Annotated in this window: 16 protein-coding genes; 10 read left to right on the top strand and 6 right to left on the bottom strand. The window is 66.6% G+C overall.

Annotation, left to right across the window (positions count from 1 at the left end):
• The first annotated feature begins 158 nt into the window (after positions 1-158).
• From pks2 to ACNQR1_RS22400, 6 genes are read left to right on the top strand one after another with little or no spacing between them, the layout of a single operon-like run.
• The gene (gene pks2 / locus ACNQR1_RS22425; protein WP_418047908.1) at positions 159-6,446 is read left to right on the top strand and encodes a sulfolipid-1 biosynthesis phthioceranic/hydroxyphthioceranic acid synthase; all 6,288 of its coding nucleotides are present in this window, start codon (positions 159-161) and stop codon (positions 6,444-6,446) included.
• Between the two features lie 55 nt (positions 6,447-6,501).
• A complete protein-coding gene (locus ACNQR1_RS22420) occupies positions 6,502-7,950 on the top strand; it encodes a condensation domain-containing protein (RefSeq protein ID WP_418047907.1) in 1,449 nt (482 codons plus the stop codon).
• Positions 7,951-7,978: 28 nt separating this feature from the next.
• On the top strand, positions 7,979-9,337 hold the full coding sequence (locus ACNQR1_RS22415; protein WP_418047906.1) for a hypothetical protein: 1,359 nt from the start codon (positions 7,979-7,981) through the stop codon (positions 9,335-9,337).
• Positions 9,338-9,343: 6 nt separating this feature from the next.
• Positions 9,344-10,735 (top strand): hypothetical protein, encoded by a 1,392-nt coding sequence (locus ACNQR1_RS22410; RefSeq protein ID WP_418047905.1) that lies wholly within the window; start codon positions 9,344-9,346, stop codon positions 10,733-10,735.
• A 14-nt stretch (positions 10,736-10,749) separates the two neighbouring features.
• Positions 10,750-12,501, top strand: a complete 1,752-nt coding sequence (locus ACNQR1_RS22405; RefSeq protein WP_418047904.1) for an AMP-binding protein — start codon at positions 10,750-10,752, stop codon at positions 12,499-12,501.
• Positions 12,502-12,518: 17 nt separating this feature from the next.
• A complete protein-coding gene (locus tag ACNQR1_RS22400; RefSeq protein ID WP_418047903.1) occupies positions 12,519-13,847 on the top strand; it encodes a hypothetical protein in 1,329 nt (442 codons plus the stop codon).
• Positions 13,848-13,850: 3 nt separating this feature from the next.
• Here ACNQR1_RS22400 and ACNQR1_RS22395 read toward each other — a convergent pair whose 3' ends face one another.
• Together ACNQR1_RS22395 and ACNQR1_RS22390 are read right to left on the bottom strand one after the other, a co-directional pair.
• On the bottom strand, positions 13,851-14,558 hold the full coding sequence (locus tag ACNQR1_RS22395) for a GAP family protein (protein WP_418047902.1): 708 nt from the start codon (positions 14,556-14,558) through the stop codon (positions 13,851-13,853).
• 11 nt (positions 14,559-14,569) lie between these two features.
• Positions 14,570-15,814: a glycosyltransferase gene (locus ACNQR1_RS22390; RefSeq protein WP_418050453.1), complete on the bottom strand. Its 1,245-nt coding sequence runs from the start codon at positions 15,812-15,814 to the stop codon at positions 14,570-14,572.
• A 294-nt stretch (positions 15,815-16,108) separates the two neighbouring features.
• On the opposite strand from ACNQR1_RS22390, the gene ACNQR1_RS22385 reads away from it, so the two are divergent.
• On the top strand, positions 16,109-19,291 hold the full coding sequence (locus ACNQR1_RS22385; RefSeq protein ID WP_418047901.1) for an RND family transporter: 3,183 nt from the start codon (positions 16,109-16,111) through the stop codon (positions 19,289-19,291).
• Positions 19,292-19,302: 11 nt separating this feature from the next.
• Here the strand turns inward: ACNQR1_RS22385 and ACNQR1_RS22380 are convergent, their stop codons facing one another.
• Together ACNQR1_RS22380 and ACNQR1_RS22375 are read right to left on the bottom strand one after the other, a co-directional pair.
• Positions 19,303-20,037 (bottom strand): hypothetical protein, encoded by a 735-nt coding sequence (locus tag ACNQR1_RS22380; RefSeq protein ID WP_418047900.1) that lies wholly within the window; start codon positions 20,035-20,037, stop codon positions 19,303-19,305.
• Positions 20,038-20,082: 45 nt separating this feature from the next.
• Positions 20,083-20,451: an XRE family transcriptional regulator gene (locus ACNQR1_RS22375; protein ID WP_418047899.1), complete on the bottom strand. Its 369-nt coding sequence runs from the start codon at positions 20,449-20,451 to the stop codon at positions 20,083-20,085.
• Between the two features lie 136 nt (positions 20,452-20,587).
• Here ACNQR1_RS22375 and ACNQR1_RS22370 point away from each other — a divergent pair, with 136 nt between their 5' ends.
• Both ACNQR1_RS22370 and ileS read left to right on the top strand, forming a co-directional pair.
• Entirely contained in the window at positions 20,588-21,154 is a 567-nt protein-coding gene (locus tag ACNQR1_RS22370) for a hypothetical protein (RefSeq protein WP_418047898.1), read from the top strand.
• Positions 21,155-21,468: 314 nt separating this feature from the next.
• A complete protein-coding gene (gene ileS, locus ACNQR1_RS22365; RefSeq protein ID WP_418047897.1) occupies positions 21,469-24,636 on the top strand; it encodes an isoleucine--tRNA ligase in 3,168 nt (1,055 codons plus the stop codon).
• A gap of 10 nt (positions 24,637-24,646) precedes the next feature.
• On the opposite strand, the gene ACNQR1_RS22360 is transcribed toward ileS, so the two are convergent.
• Positions 24,647-24,865: an RNA-binding S4 domain-containing protein gene (locus tag ACNQR1_RS22360; protein WP_418047896.1), complete on the bottom strand. Its 219-nt coding sequence runs from the start codon at positions 24,863-24,865 to the stop codon at positions 24,647-24,649.
• A gap of 32 nt (positions 24,866-24,897) precedes the next feature.
• Between ACNQR1_RS22360 and ACNQR1_RS22355 the strand changes: the two genes are divergently transcribed.
• Positions 24,898-26,280 (top strand): DNA polymerase IV, encoded by a 1,383-nt coding sequence (locus ACNQR1_RS22355; RefSeq protein WP_418047895.1) that lies wholly within the window; start codon positions 24,898-24,900, stop codon positions 26,278-26,280.
• Here the strand turns inward: ACNQR1_RS22355 and ACNQR1_RS22350 are convergent.
• A complete protein-coding gene (locus ACNQR1_RS22350; protein ID WP_418047894.1) occupies positions 26,262-26,708 on the bottom strand; it encodes a hypothetical protein in 447 nt (148 codons plus the stop codon). The two genes, ACNQR1_RS22355 and ACNQR1_RS22350, sit on opposite strands and share 19 nt — an antisense overlap.
• Positions 26,709-26,745 lie beyond the last annotated feature (37 nt).

The raw sequence follows: 26,745 nt of genomic DNA, 5'->3' as shown, positions 1-26,745 counted from the left end.
CGCGCTAGGCTACGGACCCGCGTCGGCAACGACTCGAACCGGATACAGGGATTCGGTACCGTGCGTCGATGGCGACGTAGCGCACTTTCTTTTCCACGTTCTAAGTACGTTGATCGGAGCTTTGCTCATCGATCGCACCGAAGAGAGGTTGAGCCGACTTGGCCGAGACTCCAGTGACCCCGATTGCCGTCATAGGCATGGGCTGCCGGCTCCCGGGCCAGATTGAATCGCCCCAACAGTTGTGGGCGGCGCTGCTGCAAGGCGATGACCTGGTCACCGAGGTGCCGGCGCAGCGGTGGGACGCTCATGAATTCTATGACCCTGAGCCCGGCGTGCCTGGTCGGTCGGTGTCCAAGTGGGGTGCCTTCCTGGACGACGTGGCAGGTTTCGACGCGGGATTCTTCGGTATCAGTGAGCGCGAGGCGACGGCAATCGACCCGCAGCACCGCCTGCTCTTGGAAACTGCCTGGGAAGCCATCGAACATGCTGGAATCGACCCGGCAACGCTGGGCGGCTCGCTGACCGGTGTGTTCATGGGACTGACCCACGGCGATTACCAGTTGGTTGCCGCCGATGCCCATGCGATCGAGGGCCCGTACGGCTTCACCGGAAACAATTTCAGCCTGGCATCCGGCCGGATCGCCTATCACCTTGGCGTGCACGGTCCGGCCTATTCGGTCGATTCGGCCTGCTCGTCGGGCCTGCTGGCCGTGCACAATGCCTGCCGCAGCCTGCACGACGGCGAGAGCGACGTCGCGCTGGCCGGCGGAGTCTGCATCGTGCTGGAACCCCGGAAGCTGGCATCGGGTTCGGCTCAGGGCATGTTGTCGCCGACCGGGCATTGCCACGCGTTCGACGTGGCGGCCGACGGATTCGTGGCCGGTGAGGCCGCAGCTGTCGTGATGCTCAAGCGGTTGGTCGACGCCGAGCGCGATGGCGATCGCATTCTCGCCGTCGTCCGCGGCACAGCGGCGAATCAGGACGGCCGCACGGTCAACATCGCCACCCCGTCCCGCGACGCGCAGGAAGCCGTATACCGGGCAGCGCTGGCCGCAGCGGAGGTCGATCCGGTGACCGTCGGCCTGGTCGAGGCGCACGGCACCGGCACTCCGGTCGGCGACCCGATCGAGTTCGCAAGTCTGGCGGCGGTTTATGGGAGTGGCGCACCGTGTGCGCTCGGCTCGTCGAAAACAAACTTCGGTCATAGTCAGTCGGCATCCGGCGCGGTCGGCCTGATGAAGGCCGTGCTGGCGCTGCAACACGGCATCGTGCCGCCCAACCTGCATTTCACGCGGCTGCCCGACGAGATGGCACGCATCGAGACCGACCTGTTCATCCCGAAGGAGACAGTCGACTGGCCGGTGGCCGGGGCGCACCCCCGTCGTGCAGCGGTGTCCTCTTACGGGCTGTCCGGGACCAACGTGCACGCCGTGTTGGAACAAGCGCCACCCGTCGCAGACGCGGCCTCCGCGTCTCGGGGCCTCACCGGTTCGTGCCTGTTCGCGCTCTCGGCGACGTCAGCGGGCGAATTGCGCCGGACCGCGGGACGGCTGGCTGACTGGCTGGCGGACCGGGCCGACGTCGACCTGACTGATCTGGCCTACACGCTGGCACGCCGCAGGGCACACCGACCGGTACGCACCGCGGTCGTAGCCGAAGACCGGGGCAGCCTCATCGCAGGGCTGCGTGAGATCGCCGATGGCGACGTGCCCTACGAGGCCGCGGTGGCACAGGACGATCGCGGGCCGGTCTGGGTGTTCTCGGGCCAGGGGTCTCAGTGGGCCGGGATGGGGGCCGGGCTGATGGCGTCCGAGCCCGCGTTCGCCGCGGCGGTTGCCGAGATCGAGCCGCTCATCGAGCGCGAGTCCGGGTTCTCCGTCACCGAGGCGATGACGGCAACCGAGGTGGTGACGGGCATCGACCGGGTCCAGCCCACGGTGTTCGCCGTCCAAATCGGATTGGCGGCGACGCTGCGCGCCCGCGGTGCAGAGCCTGGTGCAGTCATCGGGCACTCGATGGGCGAGGTCGCTGCCGCAGTCGTGTCAGGGGTGCTGTCGCTTGACGACGGGGTGAAGGTGATCTGCCGGCGCTCGCGGTTGATGGCCACGATCGCGGGCTCCGGCGCGATGGCGTCCGTCGAGCTGCCGGCCCAGCAGGTGCTCTCGGAGCTGGCCGCGCGCGGAATCAACGACGTCGTGCTGGCAGTGGTCGCATCGCCCAAGTCGACCGTGGTGGGCGGTGCGAAGGAGTCGATTCGCGAGCTGATCGCCGAGTGGGAGAGTCGCGACATCATGGCCCGGGAGGTTGCCGTTGACGTGGCATCCCACACCCCCCAGGTCGATCCGATCCTGGACGAGCTCGCCGACGAGCTCGCCGATCTGGACCCGGCCGATCCGACCATCCCGTACTACTCGGCGACCCTGTATGACCCTCGCGACATGGCCGATTGGGATGCCGACTACTGGGTGGACAACCTGCGGCACACCGTCCGTTTCGCCGCAGCCGTACAGGCGGCGTTGGAGGACGGCTTCCGGGTGTTCACCGAGCTCGCGCCTCATCCGCTGCTGACCCACGCCGTCGACCAGACGGCCCGCACACTCGACATCCCGCACATGGCCTTGGCCACGCTGCGTCGGGAGCAGGAACGTGCCGGAGGCCTGCTCGGCGCGGTGGCCGACTTGCACAGCGCCGGAGCCCGGGTCGACTTCGCCGCGCTCCTGCCTGCCGGCCGGCTCGTCGACGCGCCGCTGCCCACCTGGAACCGGCAGCAGCTGATGCTCGCCCGCGATCCCAACGAACTTGCCCCCGGTGGCGCAGTGATCGCGGTGCACCCGCTGCTCGGAGCGCACGTGCGGCTCGCGGAGGAACCCGAACGCCATGTGTGGCAGTCCGATGTCGGCACGGGCACCCAGCCGTGGCTGGGCGATCATCAGGTGCACAACGTCGCGGCACTGCCGGGTGCGGCCTACTGCGAGATGGCGCTGGCGGCCGGACGCGCCGTGTTCGGTGACCGGGCCGAGGTGCGCGACATCACGTTCGACGAGATGCTGCTGCTCGAGGAACAGAGTCTGGTGTCGGCGTCGGCCACCGTGTCGGGGGACGGGACCGCCGATTTCGTGGTGGAGACCCAGAACGAGGGCGAGCGCGTCGGCCGGTCCGCCGCCCGCGTGCACCGCGCGGATGACGGGGCGGTTCCACCGAGCTACGACGTGGCCGCACTGTTCGACACCCATCCGCAGCGAGTGGAGGGTGCCGAGACGCGGGCCGCATTCGCCGAGCGCGGCATCCAGTACGGCCCGGCCTTCTCCGGTCTGGTCGCCGCGTATGTCGGTGCCCCGGAAGGGGAGACCCTCGATACGGTGCTCGCCGAAGTCGCGTTGCCCGGATCGATCCGTTCGCAGCAGGGTATGTATGCGATCCACCCGGCATTGCTGGACGCCTGCTTCCAGGCTGTTGGCGTTCATCCGCGCCTGCGTGGTGACCTCACCGGCTCGCTGATGCTGCCGCTGGGAGTGCGACACCTTCGGGCTTTCGGATCGACCCGCAATGCCCAGTACTGCCTCGCGCGGTTCACCGACGTCACGCCCATGGGCGTGGAGGTCGACATCGACCTGCTCGACGAGCAGGGCACCTCGGTGTTGAGCGTCGGCGGATTGCGTTTGGGCACAGGCATTTCGGCCAGTGGGCAGCGTGAGCGCACCCTCAACGATCGGCTGCTGGCGATCGAGTGGCGCGAGGAGGAGTTGCCCGAGCCCGACTTCGTCGATCCCGGCCGCTGGCTGCTGATCAGCACCTCCGATGTGGCAGACCTGATGGCGACCAGACTCGCCGACACCTTGAAGGCGCATCAGGTCGACGTCACGACCATGGCATGGCCGCAGCACTCTGATCACAACGCTCGTGCCGAGCGGCTGCGCGAGCTTCTTGTCGCTCGGCCGTTCAGCGACGTGCTGGTCGTCACCGCACCCCGCAACGGCACCATCGACGAACAGGCCGGCGTCCGCGGAGCCGACAACGTACGGCATCTGGTGCACATCGCGCGGGAGCTGCCCGAGGTGCACGGCGAACCACCGCGGTTGCATGTGTTGACGCGCAACGCCCAGACGGTGTTGGCCGAGGATTCCGCCAATCTGGAGGAGGCGGGTCTCCGCGGTCTCATCCGGGTGATCGGGATGGAGCATCCCCGCCTGCGGGCCAGCCAGATCGACGTCGACGACTACACCGATCCGGCGCGGGTCGTGGCCCAGTTGCTGGTTGGCTCCGAAGAGGACGAAACTGCCTGGCGGGGCGGAAATTGGTATGTGGCACGGCTGATCCCGGGTCCGCTGCGACCGGAGGAGCGCCGCACCACGGTGGTCAACCCGGCACGGGAGGGCATGCGGCTGCAGATCCGGACACCCGGTGACATCCAGTCGCTGGAACTGGCGGCGTTCGAACGCGTCGCCCCGGGTCCGGGACAGATCGAGGTGTCGGTCTCCGCGTCGAACCTGAACTTCGCCGACGTGCTCGTGGCGTTCGGGCGGTACCCCAGCTTCGAAGGGCGGCTGCCGAAACTGGGTGCCGACTTCGCCGGTGTGGTGACCGCGGTGGGTGCCGGAGTCGTCACTCACCAGGTCGGTGACCAGGTGGGTGGTATCTCGGCCGATGGTGCGTGGGCGACTTTCGTGACGTGCGACGCCAATATGGCCGTCACGTTGCCGGCCGGGGTGCCGATGAACCGGGCCGCTGCGGTGCCGAGTGCACATGCGACCGCCTGGTACGGCCTGCACGACCTGGCCCGGATCTCGGCCGGCGACAAGGTGCTGATCCATTCCGCCACCGGCGGTGTGGGCCAGGCGGCGATAGCCATCGCCCGCGCGGTGGGTGCAGAGATCTTCGCGACCGCTGGCAGTGAAACGCGGCGAAACTTGTTGCGCGACATGGGCATAGACCATGTCTACGATTCGCGGAGTGCCGAGTTCGCCGAGGCGATCCGTCGGGACACCGATGGCTACGGCGTGGACATCGTGCTCAACTCGTTGACCGGTGCGGCTCAACGGGCGGGACTCGAGCTGCTGTCCTTCGGCGGCCGGTTCATCGAAATCGGCAAGCGTGACATCTACGGCGACACCCGGATGGGACTGTTCCCGTTCCGCCGCAATCTGTCGTTCTACGCCGTCGACCTGGCCCTGCTGGCCCTGACCGAACCCGATACCGTGCGGCAGCTGCTGGAGACCTGCTACGGGCGCATCGCGGACGGGACATTGCCGCTGCCGGAGACCACCCACTATCCGCTGCAGGACGGCGCCACCGCCATTCGAGTGATGGGTGCCGCCGAGCACACCGGCAAGCTGGTGCTCGACATACCCGAAGGTGGGCGGATCTCGGCGGTGGTCCCGCCGGAAGAAGCGCCGGTGTTCCGGCCGGACGGCGCCTACATCGTCACGGGCGGCCTTGGCGGTCTCGGCCTGTTCCTCGCCGAGGCGCTCGCGGCGGCAGGTTGCGGTCGAATCGTGCTCAACGGTCGATCTGCACCGTCGCCGGAGGCTCTCGTGGTCGTCGACCGGATCCGGGCCGCCGGCACCGAGGTCGCCGTGGAGTTGGGCGACATCGCCGAACCCGATACGGCTGTTCGGCTGGTGGAGGTGGCGTGCGCGACAGGGCAACCGTTGCGTGGCCTGTTGCACGGCGCCGCTGTGGTCGAAGACGCGGTGTTGGCGAACATCACCGATGAGCTCATCGAAAAGGACTGGGCGCCAAAGGTTTACGGTGCATGGAACTTGCATCGCGCTACCCAGGGCCAGTCACTGGACTGGTTCTGCTCGTTCTCTTCGGCAGCGGCTCTGGTCGGTTCACCCGGGCAGGGCGCGTATGCCGCGGCGAACAGCTGGCTGGACGCGTTCACCCATTGGCGCCGCAGCCAGGGACTGCCGGCTCTCGCCGTCGCGTGGGGACCATGGTCGGAGATCGGCCGCGGTACCGGTCTGGCCGAGGGATCCGGTGCGGCGATCTCGCCGGACGAAGGTGCGTACGCATTCACGACGTTGCTGCGCCACAACCGCGCGTACAGCGGATACGCGCCGGTAGTCGGGACGCCGTGGCTCACCGCGTTCGCGCAGACGAGTCGGTTCGCAGAGGCGTTCGCATCCTCGGGTGGTGGACGTGGTGGTTCAGGCGGCAGCGCCTTCCTGTCCGAGCTACGTGCACTGCCTCCGGCCGAGTGGCAGACCCGGATGCGCCGGATGATCGCCGATCAGATCAGCACGATCCTGCGCCGGTCCGTCGACCCGGACCGTCCGCTGGCTGAATACGGTCTCGACTCGCTCGGGACTCTCGAGGTCCGAACCCGGATCGAGGCCGAAACAGGTATTCGCGTCGGTGCCACGGACATCAGCACCATCAGGGTGTTGGCCGAACGGCTTTGCGACGCCTTGGCTCCGGATTCGCCCGTCGCGGTTTCGTCGTGACGGTGGTGTGTGCGATGCCGTCCAGCGTGGTCGTCGAGACAGGAGATGATACTCAGTGGTTGCGATGAAACCGATTCACGACTGGTCGGGCGAGCCCGGCGAAGTGGTGTCGTGGAATCCATCGCGGGCATCAGTGGCCAAGGTGGCCGGAGCTCCGGTCAGCGACGTACCGGTGAGTTATCAGCAGGAGCAGCACCTGCTGGCCTTCCGCAAGCACCGGTCGCAGGGCACCGACATGGCCCGTCTCAACATCCCCGCGTGGGATGTGCCGGGTCGCTGCGATATCCGCGCGATGTCCTACGTGATCAACGCGTACCTTCGCCGGCACGACACCTTCCACAGCTGGTTCGAGTATGTCGACGATGGATCGATTCGTCGTCGGACCGTCAGCGATCCGCGGGATATCAAGTTCGTCCCGACCAAACACGGCGAAATGTCGGCGAGCCAATGGCGTGAGCACATTCTCGCCACGCCGGACCCGTGGCAGTGGGACTGCTTCCGGTTCGGGATCATCCAGCGGGACAGCTATTTCACGCTGTACATCAGCGTCGACCATGTCCACACGGATGCGATGTTCATGGGTCTGGCCTTTGTCGAGATCCACATGATGTACCAGGCGCTGGTCCATGGCGCCGCGCCGCTGCAGCTGCCCGAAGCCGGCAGCTACGACCGATACTGCCTGGAACAGCGGAAGTACACAGCTGGTCTCGATCAGGACTCATCGGAAGTGCGGGAGTGGATCTCATTCCTGAGGGCGAACGACGGAACCTTGCCGCGGTTCCCGTTCCCGCTCGGGGACCCGTCGTTGCCCCACAGCGGTGACGTCGTCACCATCCAATTGCTCGACAAGGAGCAGGGCGATCGGTTCGAGCAGGCCTGCATCGCCGCCGGAGCCCGGTTCAGCGGCGGTGTATTCGCTTGTGGCGCATTGGCGCAATATGCCCTGACCGGCGTGGACACCTACCGGGTCATCACACCGACCACGACCCGGCGCGACGAGGCCGAGTTCATGACGACCGGTTGGTTCACCGGGCTGGTGCCGATCACCGTCCCGATGCCCACCGCGTCGTTCGGTGCGGCCGCACGAGCCGCTCAGCAGTCGTTCGACGGCGGGATGGACCTGGCGCACGTGCCGATCGAGCGGGTGCTGGAGTTGGCGCCCGCCGACAGTGGCATCCGCACCGCGGATCCGGGCGTGCCGATGCTGTCGTACCTGGATGCAGGTCTGCTGTCGCCCGGCGTCATCGCCGAATGGCAACGACTGAACGGCACTCTCTACAGCGATTCCCGCTCTGCCTTCCAGGTCGGCATGTGGGTCAACCGGGTCGAGAACTGCACGACCGTCACCGCCGCGTTCCCCGGCAATCCGATTGCGCGGGAATCGGTTCTTCGGTACCTCGATGCCATGAAGGCTGCCTACCTGCGCGTGGTGGACGGCCACGATGTCGTGGTTGCCCCTGAGGAGGTCGGCGACGAGGCGGGCCTCGGTCTGAAAACGGCGTGAGCACAAACATGTTGGAGGTTCCTGCGCGATGACAGATGCCATCACGCGATCAGCGGATCGGCTGTCGTTCACAGACCAGGCGATGTTTCTCGGCTTGCGTGCCACCGGCCAGGAAGCCGTCATGCAGTGCGTGTGGATCTACGAGCGACCGGTCGACTTCGACGGTCTGCGGCGCTTTCACGAAGGCATCGGCCACGGCGTGTTCGGGCGGCGAATCGAACGCTCGCCGTTGCCATTCGGCCGACATCGCTGGGTGTCGGCACCCGGACCGCAGACGGAATTGGACATCGCCGAGCCCAGGGCTCGCGGCGAGCTGGGCCGTTGGGTGGACGAGCGCGCGGCGATGCCACTTGATCCGGAACACGGCCCGGGTTGGCACATGGGTGTGCTGCCGATGACGGACGGTTCGACCGCGATCTGCCTGGTGGGTTCGCACTGCCTCGGCGACGGTGGTGGCGGGATACTCACCATTCTCGATGCGGTGTACGGCAACAAGACCGACTTCGGTCATCCCGTGGCGTCGTCCCGTACCCGGTGGCGGGCGATCGGGGCGGATCTGCGTGAATCGTTGCGGGGCGCTCCCGAACTGGGCCGCACCGTGGTGGCCGCGACCAAACTCGCGCGGCGCCGGCGCGGCGACATCTCACGTTCGGGTGCGGCGCGGCCGAGAGTCGTCGCCGGCGCGGACGACCGGGTGTACATGCCCGCCGTCACCGCCTACGTCAACGTCGAGGATTGGGATCTGCGGGCCAAAACTCTTGGTGGAAACAGCTATTCGCTGGTAGCCGGACTCGCCGCGAGGCTTGCTCAATCGATGGGGCGGGTCCGGGCCGAAGACGGCGCGGTCACGCTGAACATTCCGCAGAACGATCGCACCTTGGATCGTGACATCCGGGCCAACGCTGTGCGCCTGGTGAACGTCGCGATCGACCCCTCGAAGGTGACCGCCGACCTGTCCGACGCCCGCGCGGCGATCAAACAGGGCCTGGCCACGGCCCGCGAGGTGCCGGACGAGACGTTGCAGCTACTTCCGCTGACTCCGTACATCCCGAAGCGGGTGGTGCGCAAGATGGCTGATGTGGTGTTCGGTTTCGCGGCCGATCTGCCGGTGTCGTGCTCCAACATGGGGGTGGTCCCGTCGGCCGTGGCGCTGGCCGACGGCACCGAAGCCGACTTCATGTACTTCCGGGGAATCGATCGGTACGCCACCAGAGGAGCCCTCGAACAGCGTTGCGGCCTGCTCACCGTGGTCGCCTGCCAGGTCGAGAACAAGGTTTCGCTCAGCGTGGTGGGTTACGAACCAGGTTCGGAGAATTCCACGCCGTGGCTGCACGAATTGGTCGCCAAGGTGCTGGCCGACTTCGAACTGACCGGTGTGATCGAGTAGGTACCGATGAGCAGATCTTTCTCTTTCTCAAAGATGTTCGGCTCGCCCGCTGCTCCGCCGGACCACCGCCTGGCGTTGTGGGATGAGGCTGCGGTGCGGACGATGCGCGCCACGGGCCGCGTGCAGGTCATGCAATGCACGTGGGTCTACGACCATCCGGTCGACTTCGACGGGATCCGGCGTTTCCACCAGAATTTCGGTGGCGGACTGTTCGGCCGGCGTATCGAGCGTTCGCCGTTGCCCTTCGGCCGATACCGCTGGGTTTCCGCGTTGGGGCCCCAGGCGCCGCTCGACATCGCCGAACCCCGTTCGCGGGCGGAGATCGGCGACTGGCTCGACGAGCGCGCGCAACTTTCGATCGACCCGGAGCGTGGCCCCGGTTGGCACATGGGTGTGCTGCCGGCGACCGATGGCTCGACCGCGGTCACCGTGGTGGTTTCGCACTGCCTGGGTGACGGCGTCGGGGGAGTGATGGTCGTCGCCGACGCGATCGCCGGCCGACGGACCGACCTCGGCTATCCGATGCCCAGCTCGCGAGGCAGATTACGCACGGCCGTTGCCGATTTCAGAGATACCGTTGCTGCGGTGCCGGAGGTGGCCCGCACCGTCGCCACCGGCGTCAAGATGCTGCGTCGGCGAGATCCCGAGGCAGGTGCACAGACGGACCCTAAGCCCCGACGACTGGTGCCCGACGGAGGCGAGCAGGTTGTACTGCCGGCGATCTCGGTGTTCGTCGACCTCGTGGACTGGAATGCACGCGCCGAAACCGTCGGCGGCAACAGCTATTCGATGCTGGCGAGTTTTGCGGCCAAACTGGGGGAGCGGATGAGCCGATCCGCTGCCGACGGCAACATCACGCTGCTCATCGCGGTCAACGACCGCACCGATGGCGACACCCGGGCCAACGCGATGTTGCTTGCCAACGCACGGGTGGACCCGATGACCGTGACGACCGATCAGTCCGGTGCTCGCGGGGTGATACGGCACGCGTTCAAGACATTGCGCGAGGTGCCCGACGAGACGCTGCAACTGCTGCCGTTGACCCCCTTGGTGCCGAGGCGTGTCCTCAAGCAGGTCGCCGACGGGTTCCTCGGGAACGCCGACCTGCCGGTGTCGTGTTCGAATCTGGGCGATCTGTCATCGGAGGTGACCCGCGTTGACGGTACCGAGGCCGAGTACATCGTGTTCCGTGGCGTGGATCAGGGCACAACGCGCCAGGAGTTGGAGGACACCGACGGTCAGCTGGTGCTCGTGTCTTCTCGCGTCGGCGGCAAGGTGTCCATCGGGATCACCGGATATCAGGCGGGCGAACAGAATTCGAAGGCGCGGCTGGCCGAGTTGACGGCAAAGACCCTCGCCGAGTTCGATCTCACCGGCGAAATTGACTGGAACAGCTGAGGAAGGCTGAATCGATGACCGATACGACGTTGGTCGGTGTGCTGCGGGAGCGTGCCAGCCTGCAGCCCGACGACATCGCCTACACATACCTGGATTACGACCACGATCCCGAGGGCGTTCCGAACGCGCTGACCTGGGCGCAGCTGTACCGCAAGGTTCGCGGACTGGCGCACGAGATCCGGCAGAACGGATCGGTCGGCGACCGTGCGGTGATCCTCGCGCCCCAGGGCCTGGAGTACGTCATCGCGTTCCTGGGCTCACTGGAGGCCGGGTTCATCGCCGTGCCGCTGTCGGTGCCGATGGGCGGGGTCCACGACGAGCGGGTATCGGCGGTGCTCACCGACTGCCAGCCGTCGGTGATCCTCACCACCTCGCCGTCCAGTGCGGCGGTTGCCGAATACGCAGTCCAACAGGGTGATTCGTCCGCACCCGTGGTGATTTCGGTCGACACGCTCGATCTCGACGCGCGGGTGAAGGCGATCAGCAGTCGCGAGGCTCGTCCGGCGACTGCCTATCTGCAGTACACGTCGGGTTCCACCCGTACCCCTGCCGGTGTGATGGTGACCAATCGCAACCTGACGGCCAACTTCGAACAGATGATGTGCGACTTCTTCCCGCATTTCGGCAAGGTTCCGCCGCCGGGTACCAATGTGGTGTCGTGGCTGCCCTTCTACCACGATATGGGTCTCATGCTCGGGGTCGTCGCACCGATTCTGGGCGGCTGGCACACGGCGTTCACCACGCCGCTGGCCTTCCTCGCGCGGCCGGCCCGCTGGATCCAGATGATGGGCAGCTACCCGCGCGTCGTCACCGCCGGACCGAACTTCGCCTTCGAGCTGGCCGTCGGGCGCACCTCGGATGAGGACCTCGCCGGCATCGACCTCGGTGATGTGATCGCGGTATGGAGCGGAGCCGAACGGGTTCACGAGGCGACGTTGAAGCGTTTCGCGCAGCGGTTCGGCAAGTTCAACTTCTCCGAGGGTGTGCTGCGTCCGTCGTACGGACTGGCAGAGGCGACGCTGTATGTCGCGACCGGTGAGCCTGGTCCGCCCAGCGTGGTGGCCTTCGAGACCGAGAAGCTGTCCGCCGGGCACGCCGAGCGGTGCGCCGCCGGGTCGGGCACCGAACTGGTCGGATACGGCACTCCCGAATCACCGCTGGTGCGCATCGTGGATCCCGAGACTCGCCTGGAGGTTTCGGCCGGTGGCATCGGTGAGATCTGGTCGCACGGTGAGAACAACTGCATCGGCTACTGGGAGAAGCCCGAACAGACCGAGTACACGTTCGGCGCCACCCTGGCCGACCCGTCGCCGGGCACGCCGGAGGGACCGTGGCTGCGTACCGGTGATCTCGGCTTCATCTCCGACGGCGAGCTGTTCATCATCGGGCGGATCAAGGACCTGCTGATCGTCCGGGGACGCAACCACTATCCCGATGACATCGAAGCCACCATTCAGGAGATCACCGGCGGCCGTGTCGCGGCGATCGGGGTGGAGGAGGACCGTACCGAGCAACTCGTCGCGATCATCGAGGTCAAGAAGCGTGGCGATACCGAAGAAGCGGCCGCGGAGAACCTGCTGACCATCAAACGCGATGTGGCGGCCGCGATTTCGCAGGCCTACGGGCTCAGTGCCGCGGATCTCGTGCTGGTCCCTCGGGGTGCGATCCCGATCACCACCAGCGGCAAGATCCGACGCGCTTCGTGCGTGGAACAGTACCGGGACGGTCAGTTCAACCGGCTCGACGACTGCCTGCAGCCGGCGTAGCGCGGTTGCCGACGCACGTGGATTCGCGACTCGCCTACATCGACCAGGCATCGTTTCTCAGCTTCCGGGCGCTGGGGCGTGGGCCGCTCATGCAGTACACCTGGATCTACGATCGACCGGTCGATCTCGACGGAATCCGCCGATTCCAACGCAATCTGTCCGAGGGCCTGCTGGGTCGCCGCATCGAGCGGTCACCGTTGCCGTTCGGGCGAGACCGTTGGGTGGCCTCGTCCGGGCCGGCCGACATCGCCGTATCCGTCACGGAGTGCGCCCGCGCCGAGGTCGGGCGGTGGGCCGACGAACGGATCCGATTGCCGATCGATCCTGAACACGGCCCGGCGTGGCATCTCGGCGTGCAACCCTTCACCGACGGCGGCGCGGCGGTGTCCCTGGTGGCGTCGCACTCGGTTGTCGACGGACAGGGCATGACGCTGGCAATCGTCGATGCGGTGAACGGCGTCAACCGTGAATTGGGTTATCCCGAGCCGGGTTCGCGGCCGCGCAGGAAGGTGCTGGCCGACGACGTCAGGGCCGCGGTTCGCTCGGTGCCCGAGCTCGGCAGGGCCGCGGTCGCAGCGGTGCGAGTAGCCCGGGCCGAACGTGCCGATCTGGCAACGTCGTTCAACACGGCAACCGAAGTGCCACCCACCGGTGACGACGTACCGGTTCTGGCGCCGACGGTGGCGGTGTTCATCGATCTGGAGCGGTGGGATGATCGCGCGAGAGCGCTCGGCGGCACCAGCAACTCGTTGTTCGCGGGGCTGGCCGCTCGACTGGGGCAGAAGCTGGGCCGCGGCGGTGGCGACGGATCGCTCACCCTGTCGTGGCCGGTCAGTGATCGCACCGACGGCGACACCCGGGCCAATGCGCTGATCGCCGCGAAGATGCAAGCCGATCCGGACATCGTGATCAGCGACCTGAATCCGGTTCGGAGCGCGATGAAATCGGCGCTGGGGGAGTCCGGCGAACTGTCCGCGCGGTTGATGGCTCCGCTACCGCTCACGCCCTTCACCCCAAAAGCGTTGGTACGGCGCCTGGAGGCCATGGTGGTGTCCGTCGACAACCCCGTCGGCTGCTCCAACATCGGCGAACTCGACCCCGCGATGAACCGTCCCGACGGAACGGACGCGGATCTCGTCTCGCTGCGGTTGCTCGAGCCGCAGATCACCACGCGCGCCCTGAACCGGATCGGCGGATACGTCTCGCTGGTGTCCGGACGTGTGCACGGACGGATCTTCATCAGCGTCGGCGCATGGACGGTCGGGGCCGCGAACACCAAAGAGGCCCTGCGTGAGGTTGTGGCCGCGGGCCTTGCCGATTTCGGTCTGTCCGGAATCGTCGAATAGCCTTCAGCGCCCGGCGATTCCGATACTGATCAGCACGCATCCGGCGATGGCCAGCACCATCGCGAAATCACGACGGCGCCGAGCGCGGATCCAGAGCTGGAACGAGGCGAGCGACGAGCGCGTGCGGTCCGGCGCCAGGGCATAGCTGACCAGGGGCACCGCCGACACGATGTTGGCGACCAGAAGATAGATGCCGAGGGTGAGTGCCTTGCCCCACGCGGACACGCTTGAGGCGCCGATCACGACGAGCAGCGCCATGTATTCGACCGACGGCAAGGCGGTGCTGATCCCCATCACGCCCGACACCCACGGAGCGGTGCCGAACGATTTGCGCTGGAACCAACCGGTCTTCTTGGCGGGGGTGGCTGTGCCTCCATCCCCGGGCGGAGGATCCACACCGCCGGCCGCAACCTTGCTGCGGGACCGGCTGGCGACGGAGATGTTGCTGGCCAGCGCTGCCGCGAGCAGCACTGCCAATATCCCGACAGCGAGCTGTACCGTCGCGCCGTTGATCTCCGGGACACTGAACAACCCACGATGGACCACGAACACCACGAGAACGGCGACCGCCGAGCTCATCGCGACACCGCCGGCCAGATAGGCCGCCAACTGAAGAATCGGCCGGGGCCGGCTCAGCACGACGAGGATGAAACCGATTCGCGTCGGATCGAAATTCACCGCGATGGCAAGTGCCAGAACGGTGGTCCACATAGCAGGCGACCCTACCGGTGTCCCGCGGCGGCGGTCTCTTCGAGCAGGCGCACAGCCGTCGAGACACTGACTTCCGGCGTTGTCATGGCGGCGCCCAAAGTGGCCGCGCGCGCGGCGCATTCCGGTAGTAGCACAGTCTGGAGCGCTGCTCGGAGCGTCTTGGGAGTGACCCTGGAGAACGGCTGCGAGGTACCGACTCCTAGCCGCTTGATCTGCCGGGCGAAGATCGGCTGATCGGCGGCCACCCACAGGATCAGGGTGGGCACCCCGGCCCGTAGGCCGGCAGCAGTGGTGCCTGCGCCACCATGGTGGACAACGGCGCGGCAGCGCGGGAAAACCGCGGCGTGGTTGACCGCTCCGACCACCTTGACGTGGTCGGCCTGACGGTTGGCGGCCAGATTCCACACGCCCGAACTGATCAACGCGCGCTGTCCGAGTTCGGCGCACGTGTCGGAGATCAACTGAACTGCGGCGGCAGGGTTCTCGACCGGCATGCTGCCGAATCCGAAGTAGATCGGTGGCTTGCCGGCGGCGATCCAGGCGGCCACTTCGTCATCGTTGTCGGTGCCCAGACCCATGGTGATCGCCCCGACGAGCGGTCGCGTGCCGCCCCATTCCGCTGACAAGCCGGGAAAGAGGAGTTCGTCGTAGGCCTGAATCTCCAGTGCGCCGCTCTCCACGATGCGCCGCACCGAACGGACCCGGGCGGGCGGAAGGTTCAGCTGTCGCCGCTGGGCGTCTTCGGCCTTCTTGGACAATCGCCACAGTGCCCATTCGAGGCCGGCGAACCCTGACCGGACCGCCCATTTGGGCACCGGCACCGGCACGATCTGGCTGTTGGGGCGGGCCGGGAAGTAATGCAGCGCGGCCAACGGAATGTCGTGGTGTTCGGCGACATTGGCGGCGACTTCCTGATACGTGGTGCCGGTCAGGATCAGGTCGGCCCCGCGGGCGAGTGGCGCCAGCGCGCCGTTCATGTCCGCCCAGCCTTCGGCGATGTACGCGATGCCTTCTCGCAGGGCTCGGACCGGGTTCTGCGGCTTCCAGAAGTTGCGGAACACGTCGTTGTCGAGTTGTTTCTGGGAATCGACTCCGTAGGCCGTCGCGGGTGCCAGTCCGACCTTCTCGACGAACTCGATCAGATTGGGCGGGACGGCCATCCGGACTTCGTGGCCACGCTCCCGCAGGGCAAGCCCGACTGCCGCGCATGGCTCGATATCGCCTCGAGTTCCATGGACTGCCACGACGAACTTCACTGCCACCCCGCTGTCGGATCGGGCGCCGGACACCCTGGTTCCGCTACACGCTAGCGGTTGTACGGTGTTCATGGCCTGCCAGGCCCAGATCATTTGTCGGTGTGCTCAACTCGGCTCGTCGACCCGACAGCGCCGGCCACCCGGTTGGCTGAGGTGAACACACCTGTTGTCGAGTTAGCCACGGGCATGCCGGGCTTCGGCTTCGGCGTCCATCGTCGCAGTATCCGATGGGCGCAAGGCATTACCGCAGTTCGTAGCCGTCGTTTGCGTGAATCTGCCGTGTAGCCTATGGGGATGTTGAGCCGCGCCAAGATCCGCGGCGCGTTTGCTCGCGTGGGATTTGCAGGTCTTGGTCAGCTGGTGGTCCGGCGTCCGTTGACGATCATCGTCAGCTGGGTGCTGCTCGCGCTGTCACTGTGGCTGGCTGTGCCCTCCCTGATGGAGGTGGCCCAGAAGAATCCGCCTGACTTCCTGCCGGCTGATGCACCGGTGCTGGTGGCGGGCCAGAAGATGAAGGACGCATTTCACGAGGCTGACGCGGGGAACTTCGCTGTCGTCGTGCTGAGCAATGAGAACGGCTTGACCACGGCCGACGAGGACTCCTACCGGAACCTGGTCGCTCAGTTGAAGGCCAACAGTGCCGTGACGTCCACTCAGAACTTCGTCGACATTCCCGAGCTGCGCGAGGCGATGACGAGCAAGGACCAGAAAGCCTGGACCTTGCCGGTGAGTCTGTCCGGGACGATGGGGACCGGGCCGGGCCAGGAGGCATATCGCAGCGCGATCAAAACCGTCAACGAGGCCACCCAGAATTCGGGCCTCGCGGTGAATGTCGTCGGCGCCGCGGCGACGTTCGACGACATCGACAAGATTGGTGCGCGTGATCAGCACATCATCGAGATCGCCACCGTGGTCATGGTGCTGACGATCTTGATCATCGTGTACCGGAACCTGGTCGCGATGCTGATCCCGCTGATCACCATCGGCATATCCATGGTCGTTGCCCAACAGGTGGTGGCGGCCCTCGGCGAATTGGGGCTCGGGCTCGGGCCGCAGACGATCGTGCTGATGACCGGCATGCTGATGGGCGCCGGGACGGACTACGCGGTGTTCCTCTTCAGCCGCTATCAGGAGTTGACGCGCGACGGGATGAGTTCCGACGTGTCCATCGTCAGCGCGCTGAGCTCGATCGGTGAGGTGATAGCCGGATCGGCAGCGACTGTCGCGATCACGTTCCTGGGCTTGATGTTCACCAAGCTGGGCGCCTTCTCGACGGTCGGGCCGGCGCTGGCCGTCACGGTCTTCATCGGTTTCCTGGCCTCGGTGACACTGCTCCCGTCGCTGATCACACTCGCCGGTCGCCGCGGGTGGGTCAAGCCCCGCCGCGACGTGACCGGAAGGTTCTGGCGCCGGTCGGGCATCCACGTGGTGCGGCGGCCGTTGGCACACCTGGCGGGCAGCCTGGTGATCCTGGTCGCGCTCGCCGGATGTGCGGCGATGGTGAAGTTCAACTACGACGACCGTAAGGCGCTGCCGGCCGACTCCTCCAGTAACCGCGGTTACGAGGCGATGGACAAGCATTTCCCGATCAGCCAGACACTGCAGCAGTTCATTCTCATCGAATCTCCGCAGGATCTGCGCACGCCGAAGGCGCTCGCCGACATGGAGCAGATGGCCCAGCGCGTCAGCCAGCTCCCCGACATCGACGTGGTGCGTGGTATCACCCGGCCGACCGGAGAGGTGCTCGAGCAGGCGAAGGCCACCTATCAGGCCGGTGAGGTGGGCGGGAAACTCCGGGACGCGTCCAACCTCATCGAGGAGAACAACGCCAACCTCGACATGCTGAGCGGCGGCGCGCATCAACTCGCCGACGTGTTGGGCCAGGTACGCACCCAGGTTGTCGGGGCGATCGGTTCGGTTCGCGGTCTGGTGGGTGCGTTGACGCAGATGCAGAAGCGCTTCGGTGGCTCCAAGACACTCACCGACGTCGATTCGACGTCGAGCCTGGTCGGCAACATGCGTGCCCTCGGTGATGCGCTGAGGAAGAACGTGAGCCAGGCCAAGGCCATCCACGACTGGGCCAAGCCTGCCGTCGATGCCCTCAACGTCAGTCCCGCCTGCAACCTCGATCCGGCCTGTGTGTCGTCGCGCTCAGATCTGCAGCGCGTCGTCGCTGCCTATGACGACGGCACGGCCAACACGATCGCCGACCTCAGCAAGCAGCTGGAGTCCACGGACGGCAGCTCGACCCTCGACGACACGGTTCGCCAGCTCGAGTCGACGATGAGCACGGCAACCAACGCACTTCAGCAGTTGGGCATGGACGATCCGCAGGGACTGCAGCGGCAGATCAACACCGCGGTCGAGGGGGCGAACCTCCTGGCGGATTCGAGTCGCCAACTCGCTGACGGCGTGCAGTTGCTCGTCGACCAGACCCGGACCATGGGGGGCGGGCTGGACCAGGCATCAGGGTTCCTGCTCGGGATGAAGCGGGATGCGGCGAATCCGCCCATGTCGGGCTTTTACATTCCGCCGGAAGTGCTCACCCAGACGGAGTTCGAGAAGGCGGCGAAACTGTTTGTTTCGGATGACGGGCACACGGTGCGCTACCTCGTCCAGACTGCCCTGAACCCCTTCGGCAGCGAGGCGATGGATCAGATCGATCAAATCATCGCGACCGCGAACAGCGCGAAGCCGAACACGACGTTGTCGGACGCGGAGATCTCGATGGTCGGGTTCTCGGCGGTGAACCGTGACATCCGCGGTTTCTACAACGCGGACATCCGCTACATCGTGTGCATCACGTTGATCGTGGTGTTCCTGATCCTGGTGGCCCTGTTGCGGGCGGTGGTGGCCCCGCTGTATCTGGTGCTATCGGTTGTGTTGTCCTACCTGTCCGCCCTCGGCATCGGGGTCTTGCTGTTCCAGTTCATCCTGGGGCGAGAACTGTCGTGGAGTGTGCCGGGAATGGCGTTCCTGGTGCTTGTCGCCGTTGGTGCCGATTACAACCTGCTGCTCATATCGCGGATCCGGGACGAATCGCGGCTGGGCATCAGGTCCGGCGTCATCAAGACGGTGGGGGCCACGGGCGGGGTCATCACCTCTGCCGGTCTGATCTTCGCCGCTTCGATGCTGGCGCTGACGGTGAGCAGCATTGCCAGCATCGTCGAAATCGGTTTCATCATCGGCGTCGGACTTCTGCTCGACACGTTCCTGGTTCGTACGATCACCGTTCCGGCAGCGGCCGTTCTGATCGGGAAGCTCAACTGGTGGCCGTTGAAACCTCCGCATGCCCGCCATGCCGCGACCCGTCCCGGCGAACAAGAGGCTGTCGGTCACGGCCAGGATGGTTCCGAAGGCACCGAGGCATCCGATGTGCACGATGCCGGCGCAGACACGGAGCCGGCCGGCGCACCGGGTGACCTATCAGATTCCGAACAGTCGGTGACCGATCCGGTGGGCGTCCGCGGGCGATGACGCGGGGGCGGTCACCGATTGCTCGAGGTGAGCCACCGCGTCTTGATCCGCCAGGAATGTGCGGATGCCAGCGCGAAGATCGCACCGCATGCGCACGCGAAAACCCAGACCAGTCGCCCGTTCTCGATGGGCTGCAGTGCCGGCACCAGCGACGTCACGATCCGGATCGTGCAGGCGAGCATTCCGCTGACCGAGGCGAACAGGTAGATGTTGGCGATCAGGCGGGACTTCGGGTCCCGGCGCAGCACCAGCATGGCGCGGGCCCCGTAGCCCAGCAGGTAGAGCAGGGTGCCGCAGAGCAGGATCCAGTACACGCTGAGCCAGAAGTCCGTGGGCACCTGGAAGAAGTCGGCCCGGTACACCGTCGCGCCGTTGCCCATCGAGAAGGTGGCCAGCAGCACCGGGATGCAGATGGTGGCCGGGCGCTCGACGTACTGCTTGAAGGAGCGCTGCATGGCGTTGTCGTCCTGGAGGCGGCCCAGGGAGTTGTAGACGATGGCCGACGCCGCCACGATGTAGGCGTCGTGGCCGAGGTAGTCCTCGACGTTCCACTTACCGGTCAGCTGGTACAGGGCGTGCCCGATGGTCCCCGAGGCCCACGGTGACATCAGGAGCACTGCCAGGCCCTGGAGCGCGATGTTCAGAGTGGCGGCCACTTCCCACCGGCAGGACCAGGTGACTCTTCTGATCCACAGGCTCCATGCGATACAGGCCAGTGTTATGGCGATGAGCGTGGCGATGGACATGACAATTGGCCTCGGACGGTGGTGCGGATAGCTGGCGCCGGCTGGCTACAGCGGGGGCGCGTCGGCTCGTGGGGTCAGTTCGGACAGTTTCCTGGGCCGATGGATCGACGGGCGGACACGGGTGGCGGTGTCCACCGGAGCAACGGTCACCGGTGACGACTCCATGTAGTGCCAGACTTCCTGGCGACTCATCAGCCCGAACCGGATCTGGAGGTCCGGATAGCTGAGGTGGAAGCGGTCGGCCACCTGCCGCAATTCCTCGGCATTGGGGTAATCGGCTTCTTTCACGCGCCGGTAGTACGTGCTGCTGGATACTCCCAGCGCGCTGTACACGGCCTTGGCGTCGACCTCGCCGTCCAGCAGATAGTCGAGCAGGGCCTTGAGCTGCCTGCCGTTCTCGTCGGTTCGCGGCATCTGAACACCATAGACCTACAGCCCGCAGTTGGTCACAGCGAACCGCAGCAAAGCCAGCAATGGCGTTATTGACAATGCTGTCAGACTTTTGGCACAGCTCTCCCATTTTTGGGAGACGCTGGCTACCGTTACAGACATGTCTGTTTCCGTCCTGCCCGACGCATATGGCACCGGTTCGTGGATCGCCGACTACGCCACGGTCGGTCCGCCGGCCGCCTCGGATATGGCAATGGTGGCCGGTGAGCTCGACGACGTGTTGTACGAGGAGTTGCACGGCGCCCGGGTCGCGTTGGGCTGCACGGCCGAGGAACTGCTGCTGGCCGCCCTGGCCCGGACCGTCGCCCGCACGATCGGTGAGGGCGTGTTGACCGTCGACGTGGTGAGCGGTCCCGAGCGGGCCGGGTATCGCCGCGTCGGGGTGCCCTGCGTGTCGCATCGCGGCCTGTCGGGGCCTGAACTGCTGGCGGCGGCACGCCCGGGTGTCGACACCGGCGACCACCCGGCGGCGGACATGAGCTTCGCGTACGGCGACGGGCCGCGGGCGGGGCAGTCCGATCACCCGCTCGCCCTGCACGTCCACAGCGATACCGAGACCACCATGCGCCTGGTCTGGCGGTTCGACAGCCGCAGGTTCGACCGGTGCACGGTCGACGAGTTGGCCGAGCAGTTTCCGCTGGCCCTGATCGAGGTCACCTCCGGTTAGGTCTGATTTCCGAATGATTTGCGGCGCTCATTAGACTGGGCGCATCGGCGCTGATCCGGCCATCACCGGGGAGCCTTCGGAAGAACAGCCACGGATTCGACCTTTCGGGTTCGGCGTGGCCCAGTAGAACCGGACGGGTGGGCCCGTGATCGCCCGAAGTTGAGCGGCGCGCTGCGGTGCAGCGCGCAAGCGGGGTGGTACCGCGGCGCTTGCGCACCCGCGCGACGTCGTCCCCGTGCCTGGACACACCGGCTTCCCGAGTGGGGGAGCCCCCGACGCGGCCCGGCCGCGTCATAGGCACAGGAGACGCGTCAGTGACTGCCCAATCGGAGTCGTCAACGTCGGCCGGTTACCCCAAGCCGGCCGCACCCAACTTCCCGGAGCGGGAACTTGAGGTGCTCGACTACTGGGCTGCCGACGACACCTTCCGGGCCAGCATCGCCCGCCGTGAGGATGCCGAGGAATACGTCTTCTACGACGGTCCGCCCTTCGCCAACGGGCTGCCGCACTACGGCCACCTGCTCACCGGTTATGTCAAGGACATCGTGCCGCGCTACCGCACCATGCGTGGTTACAAGGTGGAGCGCCGATTCGGCTGGGACACCCACGGTCTGCCCGCCGAACTCGAGGTGCAACGCCAACTCGGCATCGCCGACAAGGCCCAGATCGAAGAGATGGGCATCGAGAAGTTCAACGAGGCCTGCCGTGCGTCGGTGCTCAAGTACACCGACGAGTGGCGCGCCTACGTCACCCGCCAGGCCAGGTGGGTCGACTTCGACAACGACTACAAGACCCTGGACCCGACCTTCATGGAATCGGTGATCTGGGCCTTCAAACAGCTGTGGGACAAGGGCCTGGCCTACGAGGGCAACCGGGTGCTCCCGTACTGCTGGAACGACGAGACCCCGTTGTCCAACCACGAGCTGCGGATGGACGACGACGTCTACCAGAGCCGCCAGGATCCGGCGGTCACCGTGGGCTTCACCGTGACCGACGGCCCGCTCAAGGGTGCGCACCTGTTGATCTGGACGACGACGCCGTGGACGTTGCCGTCCAACCAGGCCGTCGCCGTCAACCCCGACATCGACTACGTCCTGGTGCAGGGTTCCGACGGGCGGCGCTACGTCCTGGCCCAGGCTCGGCTCGCGGCGTACGCCCGTGAGCTCGGGGAGGAGCCCGAGGTTCTCGGCAGCTACACCGGGCGGGATCTGCTCGGCACGCGGTACCTCCCGCCGTTCACCTACTTCATGGACGCGCCCAACTCGTTCCAGGTGCTGGCCGCTGATTTCGTCAGCACCGAGGACGGCACCGGCATCGTGCACATGGCACCCGCCTACGGCGAGGACGACAAGGCCACCGCGGACACCGCCGACATCGTCGCGGTCACCCCGGTCGACTCGAAGGGCCGATTCGACGCGACGGTGCCCGATTACGCGGGCCAGCACGTCTTCGACGCCAATTCGCAGATCATCCGCGACCTCAAGAACGGCGACGGGCCTGCGGCGGCCAACGGCGCGGTGCTGTTGCGCCACGAGACTTACGAGCACTCCTACCCGCACTGCTGGAGGTGCCGCAATCCGTTGATCTACCGCGCGGTCTCGTCGTGGTTCATCAAGGTCACCGAGTTCCGGGACCGGATGGTGGAGCTCAACCAGCAGATCACCTGGTATCCCGAGCACGTCAAGGACGGACAGTTCGGTAAGTGGCTCTCCAATGCCCGCGACTGGTCGGTGTCGCGAAATCGGTACTGGGGCAGCCCGATTCCGGTATGGAAGTCCGATGACCCGGCCTACCCGCGGATCGACGTCTACGGCAGCTTCGACGAGCTCGAGCGCGACTTCGGTGTGCGGCCGACCGATCTGCACCGGCCGTTCATCGACGAGCTGACCCGGCCCAACCCGGACGACCCGACCGGCAGGTCCACGATGCGCCGCATCGAGGACGTGTTCGACGTGTGGTTCGACTCCGGGTCGATGCCGTACGCGCAGGTGCATTACCCGTTCGAGAACCAGGAGTGGTTCGACGGCGTCAACGGTGAGGACGCGCACTTCCCGGGCGACTTCATCGTCGAGTACATCGGCCAGACCCGCGGCTGGTTCTACACCATGCACGTACTGGCCACCGCACTGTTCGACAAGCCGGCCTTCAAAACCTGTGTGGCGCACGGGATCGTCCTTGGCAACGACGGTCAGAAGATGAGCAAGTCGCTGCGCAACTACCCCGACGTCAGCGAGGTGTTCGACCGCGACGGGTCCGACGCGATGCGCTGGTTCCTGATGGCCTCGCCGATCCTGCGCGGCGGCAACCTGATCGTCACCGAACAGGGCATCCGCGAAGGCGTGCGCCAGGTGCTGCTGCCGTTGTGGAACGCCTACAGCTTCCTGGCGCTGTACGCGCCGAAGAAGGGCACCTGGCGGACCGACTCGGGCAACGTGCTGGACCGCTACATCCTGGCCAAGTTGGCTCAGCTGCGTGACGATCTGACCACCGCGTTGGACACGTGCGACATCTCCGGTGCCTGCGACGAGCTGCGGCAGTTCACCGAGGCGCTGACGAACTGGTATGTCCGCCGGTCACGTTCGCGCTTCTGGGAGGAGGATGCCGACGCCATCGACACCCTGCACACCGTGCTCGAGGTGACCTGCAGGCTGGCCGCGCCCCTGTTGCCGCTGGCGACCGAGGTGATCTGGCGGGGCCTGACCGGCGAACGTTCGGTGCATCTCACCGACTGGCCGGAAGCCGATGTGCTGTCGAAGGACGCCGACCTGGTCACCGCGATGGACCAGGTGCGCGAGGTGTGCTCGGTCGGGTCCTCGCTGCGCAAGGCCAAGAAGCTGCGGGTGCGCCTGCCGCTGCCGAAACTGACTGTGGCATTGGACAACACGGTTAATCCGTCCTCGATCGCACCGTTCGCGGACCTGATCGCGGACGAGCTCAATGTCAAGGCCGTCGAGTTGACCGACGACATCGACGCCTATGGCAAGTTCGAGCTCGCCGTCAACGCCCGCGTTGCCGGCCCCCGGATCGGCAAGGACGTGCAGGCCGCGATCAAGGCCGTCAAGGCGGGGGAGGGCGTGGTCAATCCCGACGGCACCCTGACCGCCGGGCCGGTCGTGCTGCAGCCGGAGGAATACACCGCCAAACTGGTTGCCGCCGATCCGGAATGGACCGCGGCCCTTCCCGACGGCGCGGGCCTGGTGGTGCTCGACGGCACGGTGACCGAGGAACTGGAGGCCGAGGGCTGGGCCAAGGACCGCATCCGCGAACTGCAGGAACTGCGGAAGTCGACCGGCCTTGAGGTGTCCGACCGCATCTCGGTGCAGATCTCGGTTCCGGCCCGGTACGAGCCGTGGGCCCGTACCCACCGAGACCTCATCGCCGGTGAAATCCTGGCCACCAGTTTCGAGTTCGTAGGCGCAGAGACGGTGCCGGAGGGCTCGGAGATCGGGGACGGGGTGCGGGTCGCGATCGCCAAAGCGTGAGGTGGCCGGATCAGCCGCCGGTCACCCGGGCCGTGCGGTCACCGAGTGAGACGGTGTCGCCCGGACGCAGCTGGCGGCCGCGCCGCAATTCGACCTCGCCGTTGACGCTGACCAGCCCGTCGGCGATGACAGCCTTGGCGTCGGCACCGCTGTCGATCAGGGACGCCAGCTTGAGGAACTGGCCCAGGCGAATCGACTCGTCCCTGATCGGTACGTCATCCGGCGTCATGCAGGTCAGGCTAGCGCCATAGCATCACAACCATGAACGGCGCCGAGGTCACGGGCGCGGGTGGACGTTGGGTCCTGCACCTCGACATGGACGCGTTCTTCGCATCCGTCGAACAGCTGACCCGCCCCACCCTGCGCGGCAGACCCGTGCTCGTCGGAGGCCTGGGCGGGCGCGGCGTGGTGGCCGGGGCCAGCTATGAGGCGCGCCGCTACGGCGCGCGCTCGGCCATGCCGATGCATCAGGCCCGCCGGCTCGTCGGTGCACCCGCGGTGGTGCTGCCACCCCGCGGCGCCGTGTACGGCGTAGCCAGCCGGCGTGCGCTGGACACGGTGCGCAGTGTGGTTCCGGTGCTCGAGCAGTTGTCCTTCGACGAAGCCTTCGGCGAACCTGTCGAACTGGCAGGCGCGACCGCGGCCGACGTCGAGGAGTTCTGCCAGCGGCTACGCGCCAAGGTGCGCGAGCAGACGGGGCTGGTGGCCTCCGTCGGGGCCGGGTCCGGAAAACAGATCGCCAAGATCGCTTCCGGGTTGGCCAAACCCGACGGCATCCGGGTTGTCCGCCGCGACGAGGAGGCGCGGCTGCTGGACGGCCTACCGGTGCGCAAGTTGTGGGGGATCGGGCCGGTGGCCGAGGAGAAGTTGCACCGGTTGGGCATCGAGACGGTCGGCGCGCTGGCCGCGCTGTCGGATGCCGAGGCCGCCAGCGTGCTCGGCACGGCGGTGGGCGCCGCGTTGCATCGGCTGGCCCGTGGCATCGACGATCGCCCGGTGGCGGAGCGGGCCGAGGCCAAGCAGATCAGCGCCGAATCGACATTTCCCGAGGACCTCACCACGTTGCGTCAGCTGCAGGATGCGATCGGCCCGATCGGCGAGCACGCGCACCGGCGCCTGGAGAAGGACGGCCGCGGCGCCCGCACCGTGACCGTCAAGCTCAAGAAGTCCGACATGAGCACACTGACCCGCTCGGCAACCCTGGCTTTCGCCACCACCGAGGCCGCCACCCTGATCGGCACCGCCCGCAGGCTGTTGCTCGACCCGATCGAGATCGGACCGATTCGCCTTGTCGGCGTAGGCTTTTCGGGACTCTCCGACAGCAGGCAGGAGTCGTTGTTCCCGGACCTGGAGCAACCCGAAGAAGCGTTCGACTCCCACCATCAGGCCACGGAGGCAGCTCAGGCAACCCAAACCGGTTGGCGCATCGGCGATGACGTGGTCCACCCCGACCACGGACATGGCTGGGTACAGGGTGCCGGGCACGGGGTGATGACCGTGCGCTTCGAAACCCGCGCCAGCGGGCCGGGCCCGGCCAGGACATTCCCCGACGACACACCGGGTTTCAGTCGGGCCGACCCGGTGGCCAGCCTGGACTGGGGCGACTATCTGAGCGGATTGGCCGATTACCAGAGCACGCCGTAGGTGGCGCTCAGGATGAAGCCGTGCTCGCCGTACGTCTTGCACGTCACGGTGCCCTGATGGCCGACTCCGCAACTGGCGCCCCAGTTCTCCAGCCGATGACCTTCGGGCAGCACGTCGACGTCGCGGGTGAACGATGCGGTGTCGGAGTGCCGGTAGGAGGCGGGCCCGCCACTGTTGACGACGATCTGGTTGCTGCCCGCCGGGGCATCGATCGGCACGGCGTCACAACCCACCGGACCGCCGTTGGGGCCGATGCCGCAGTGACGACCGTCCGCGGTCCGGAAGAACACCCCGTAGAAATCGGTGGGCGAGCTGTAATGGCCTTGCGCAAGGGGATAGCTGTCGATATCGTCGGCGCCCGGCGGCGGCTCGGCCGCGGCAGCCGGCGCGGAGACCAGCGCCGACAATCCGACTGCGGCAACTGCCATGATGTGGCGCATAGGTTCCATTCAACCGACGGCGTCA

This window comes from Mycobacterium sp. 48b, assembly GCF_048282725.1.
Lineage (GTDB): Bacteria > Actinomycetota > Actinomycetes > Mycobacteriales > Mycobacteriaceae > Mycobacterium.
Note: the sequence above shows the minus strand (reverse complement) of the source record. Positions and strands in the feature narration are given on the sequence as shown.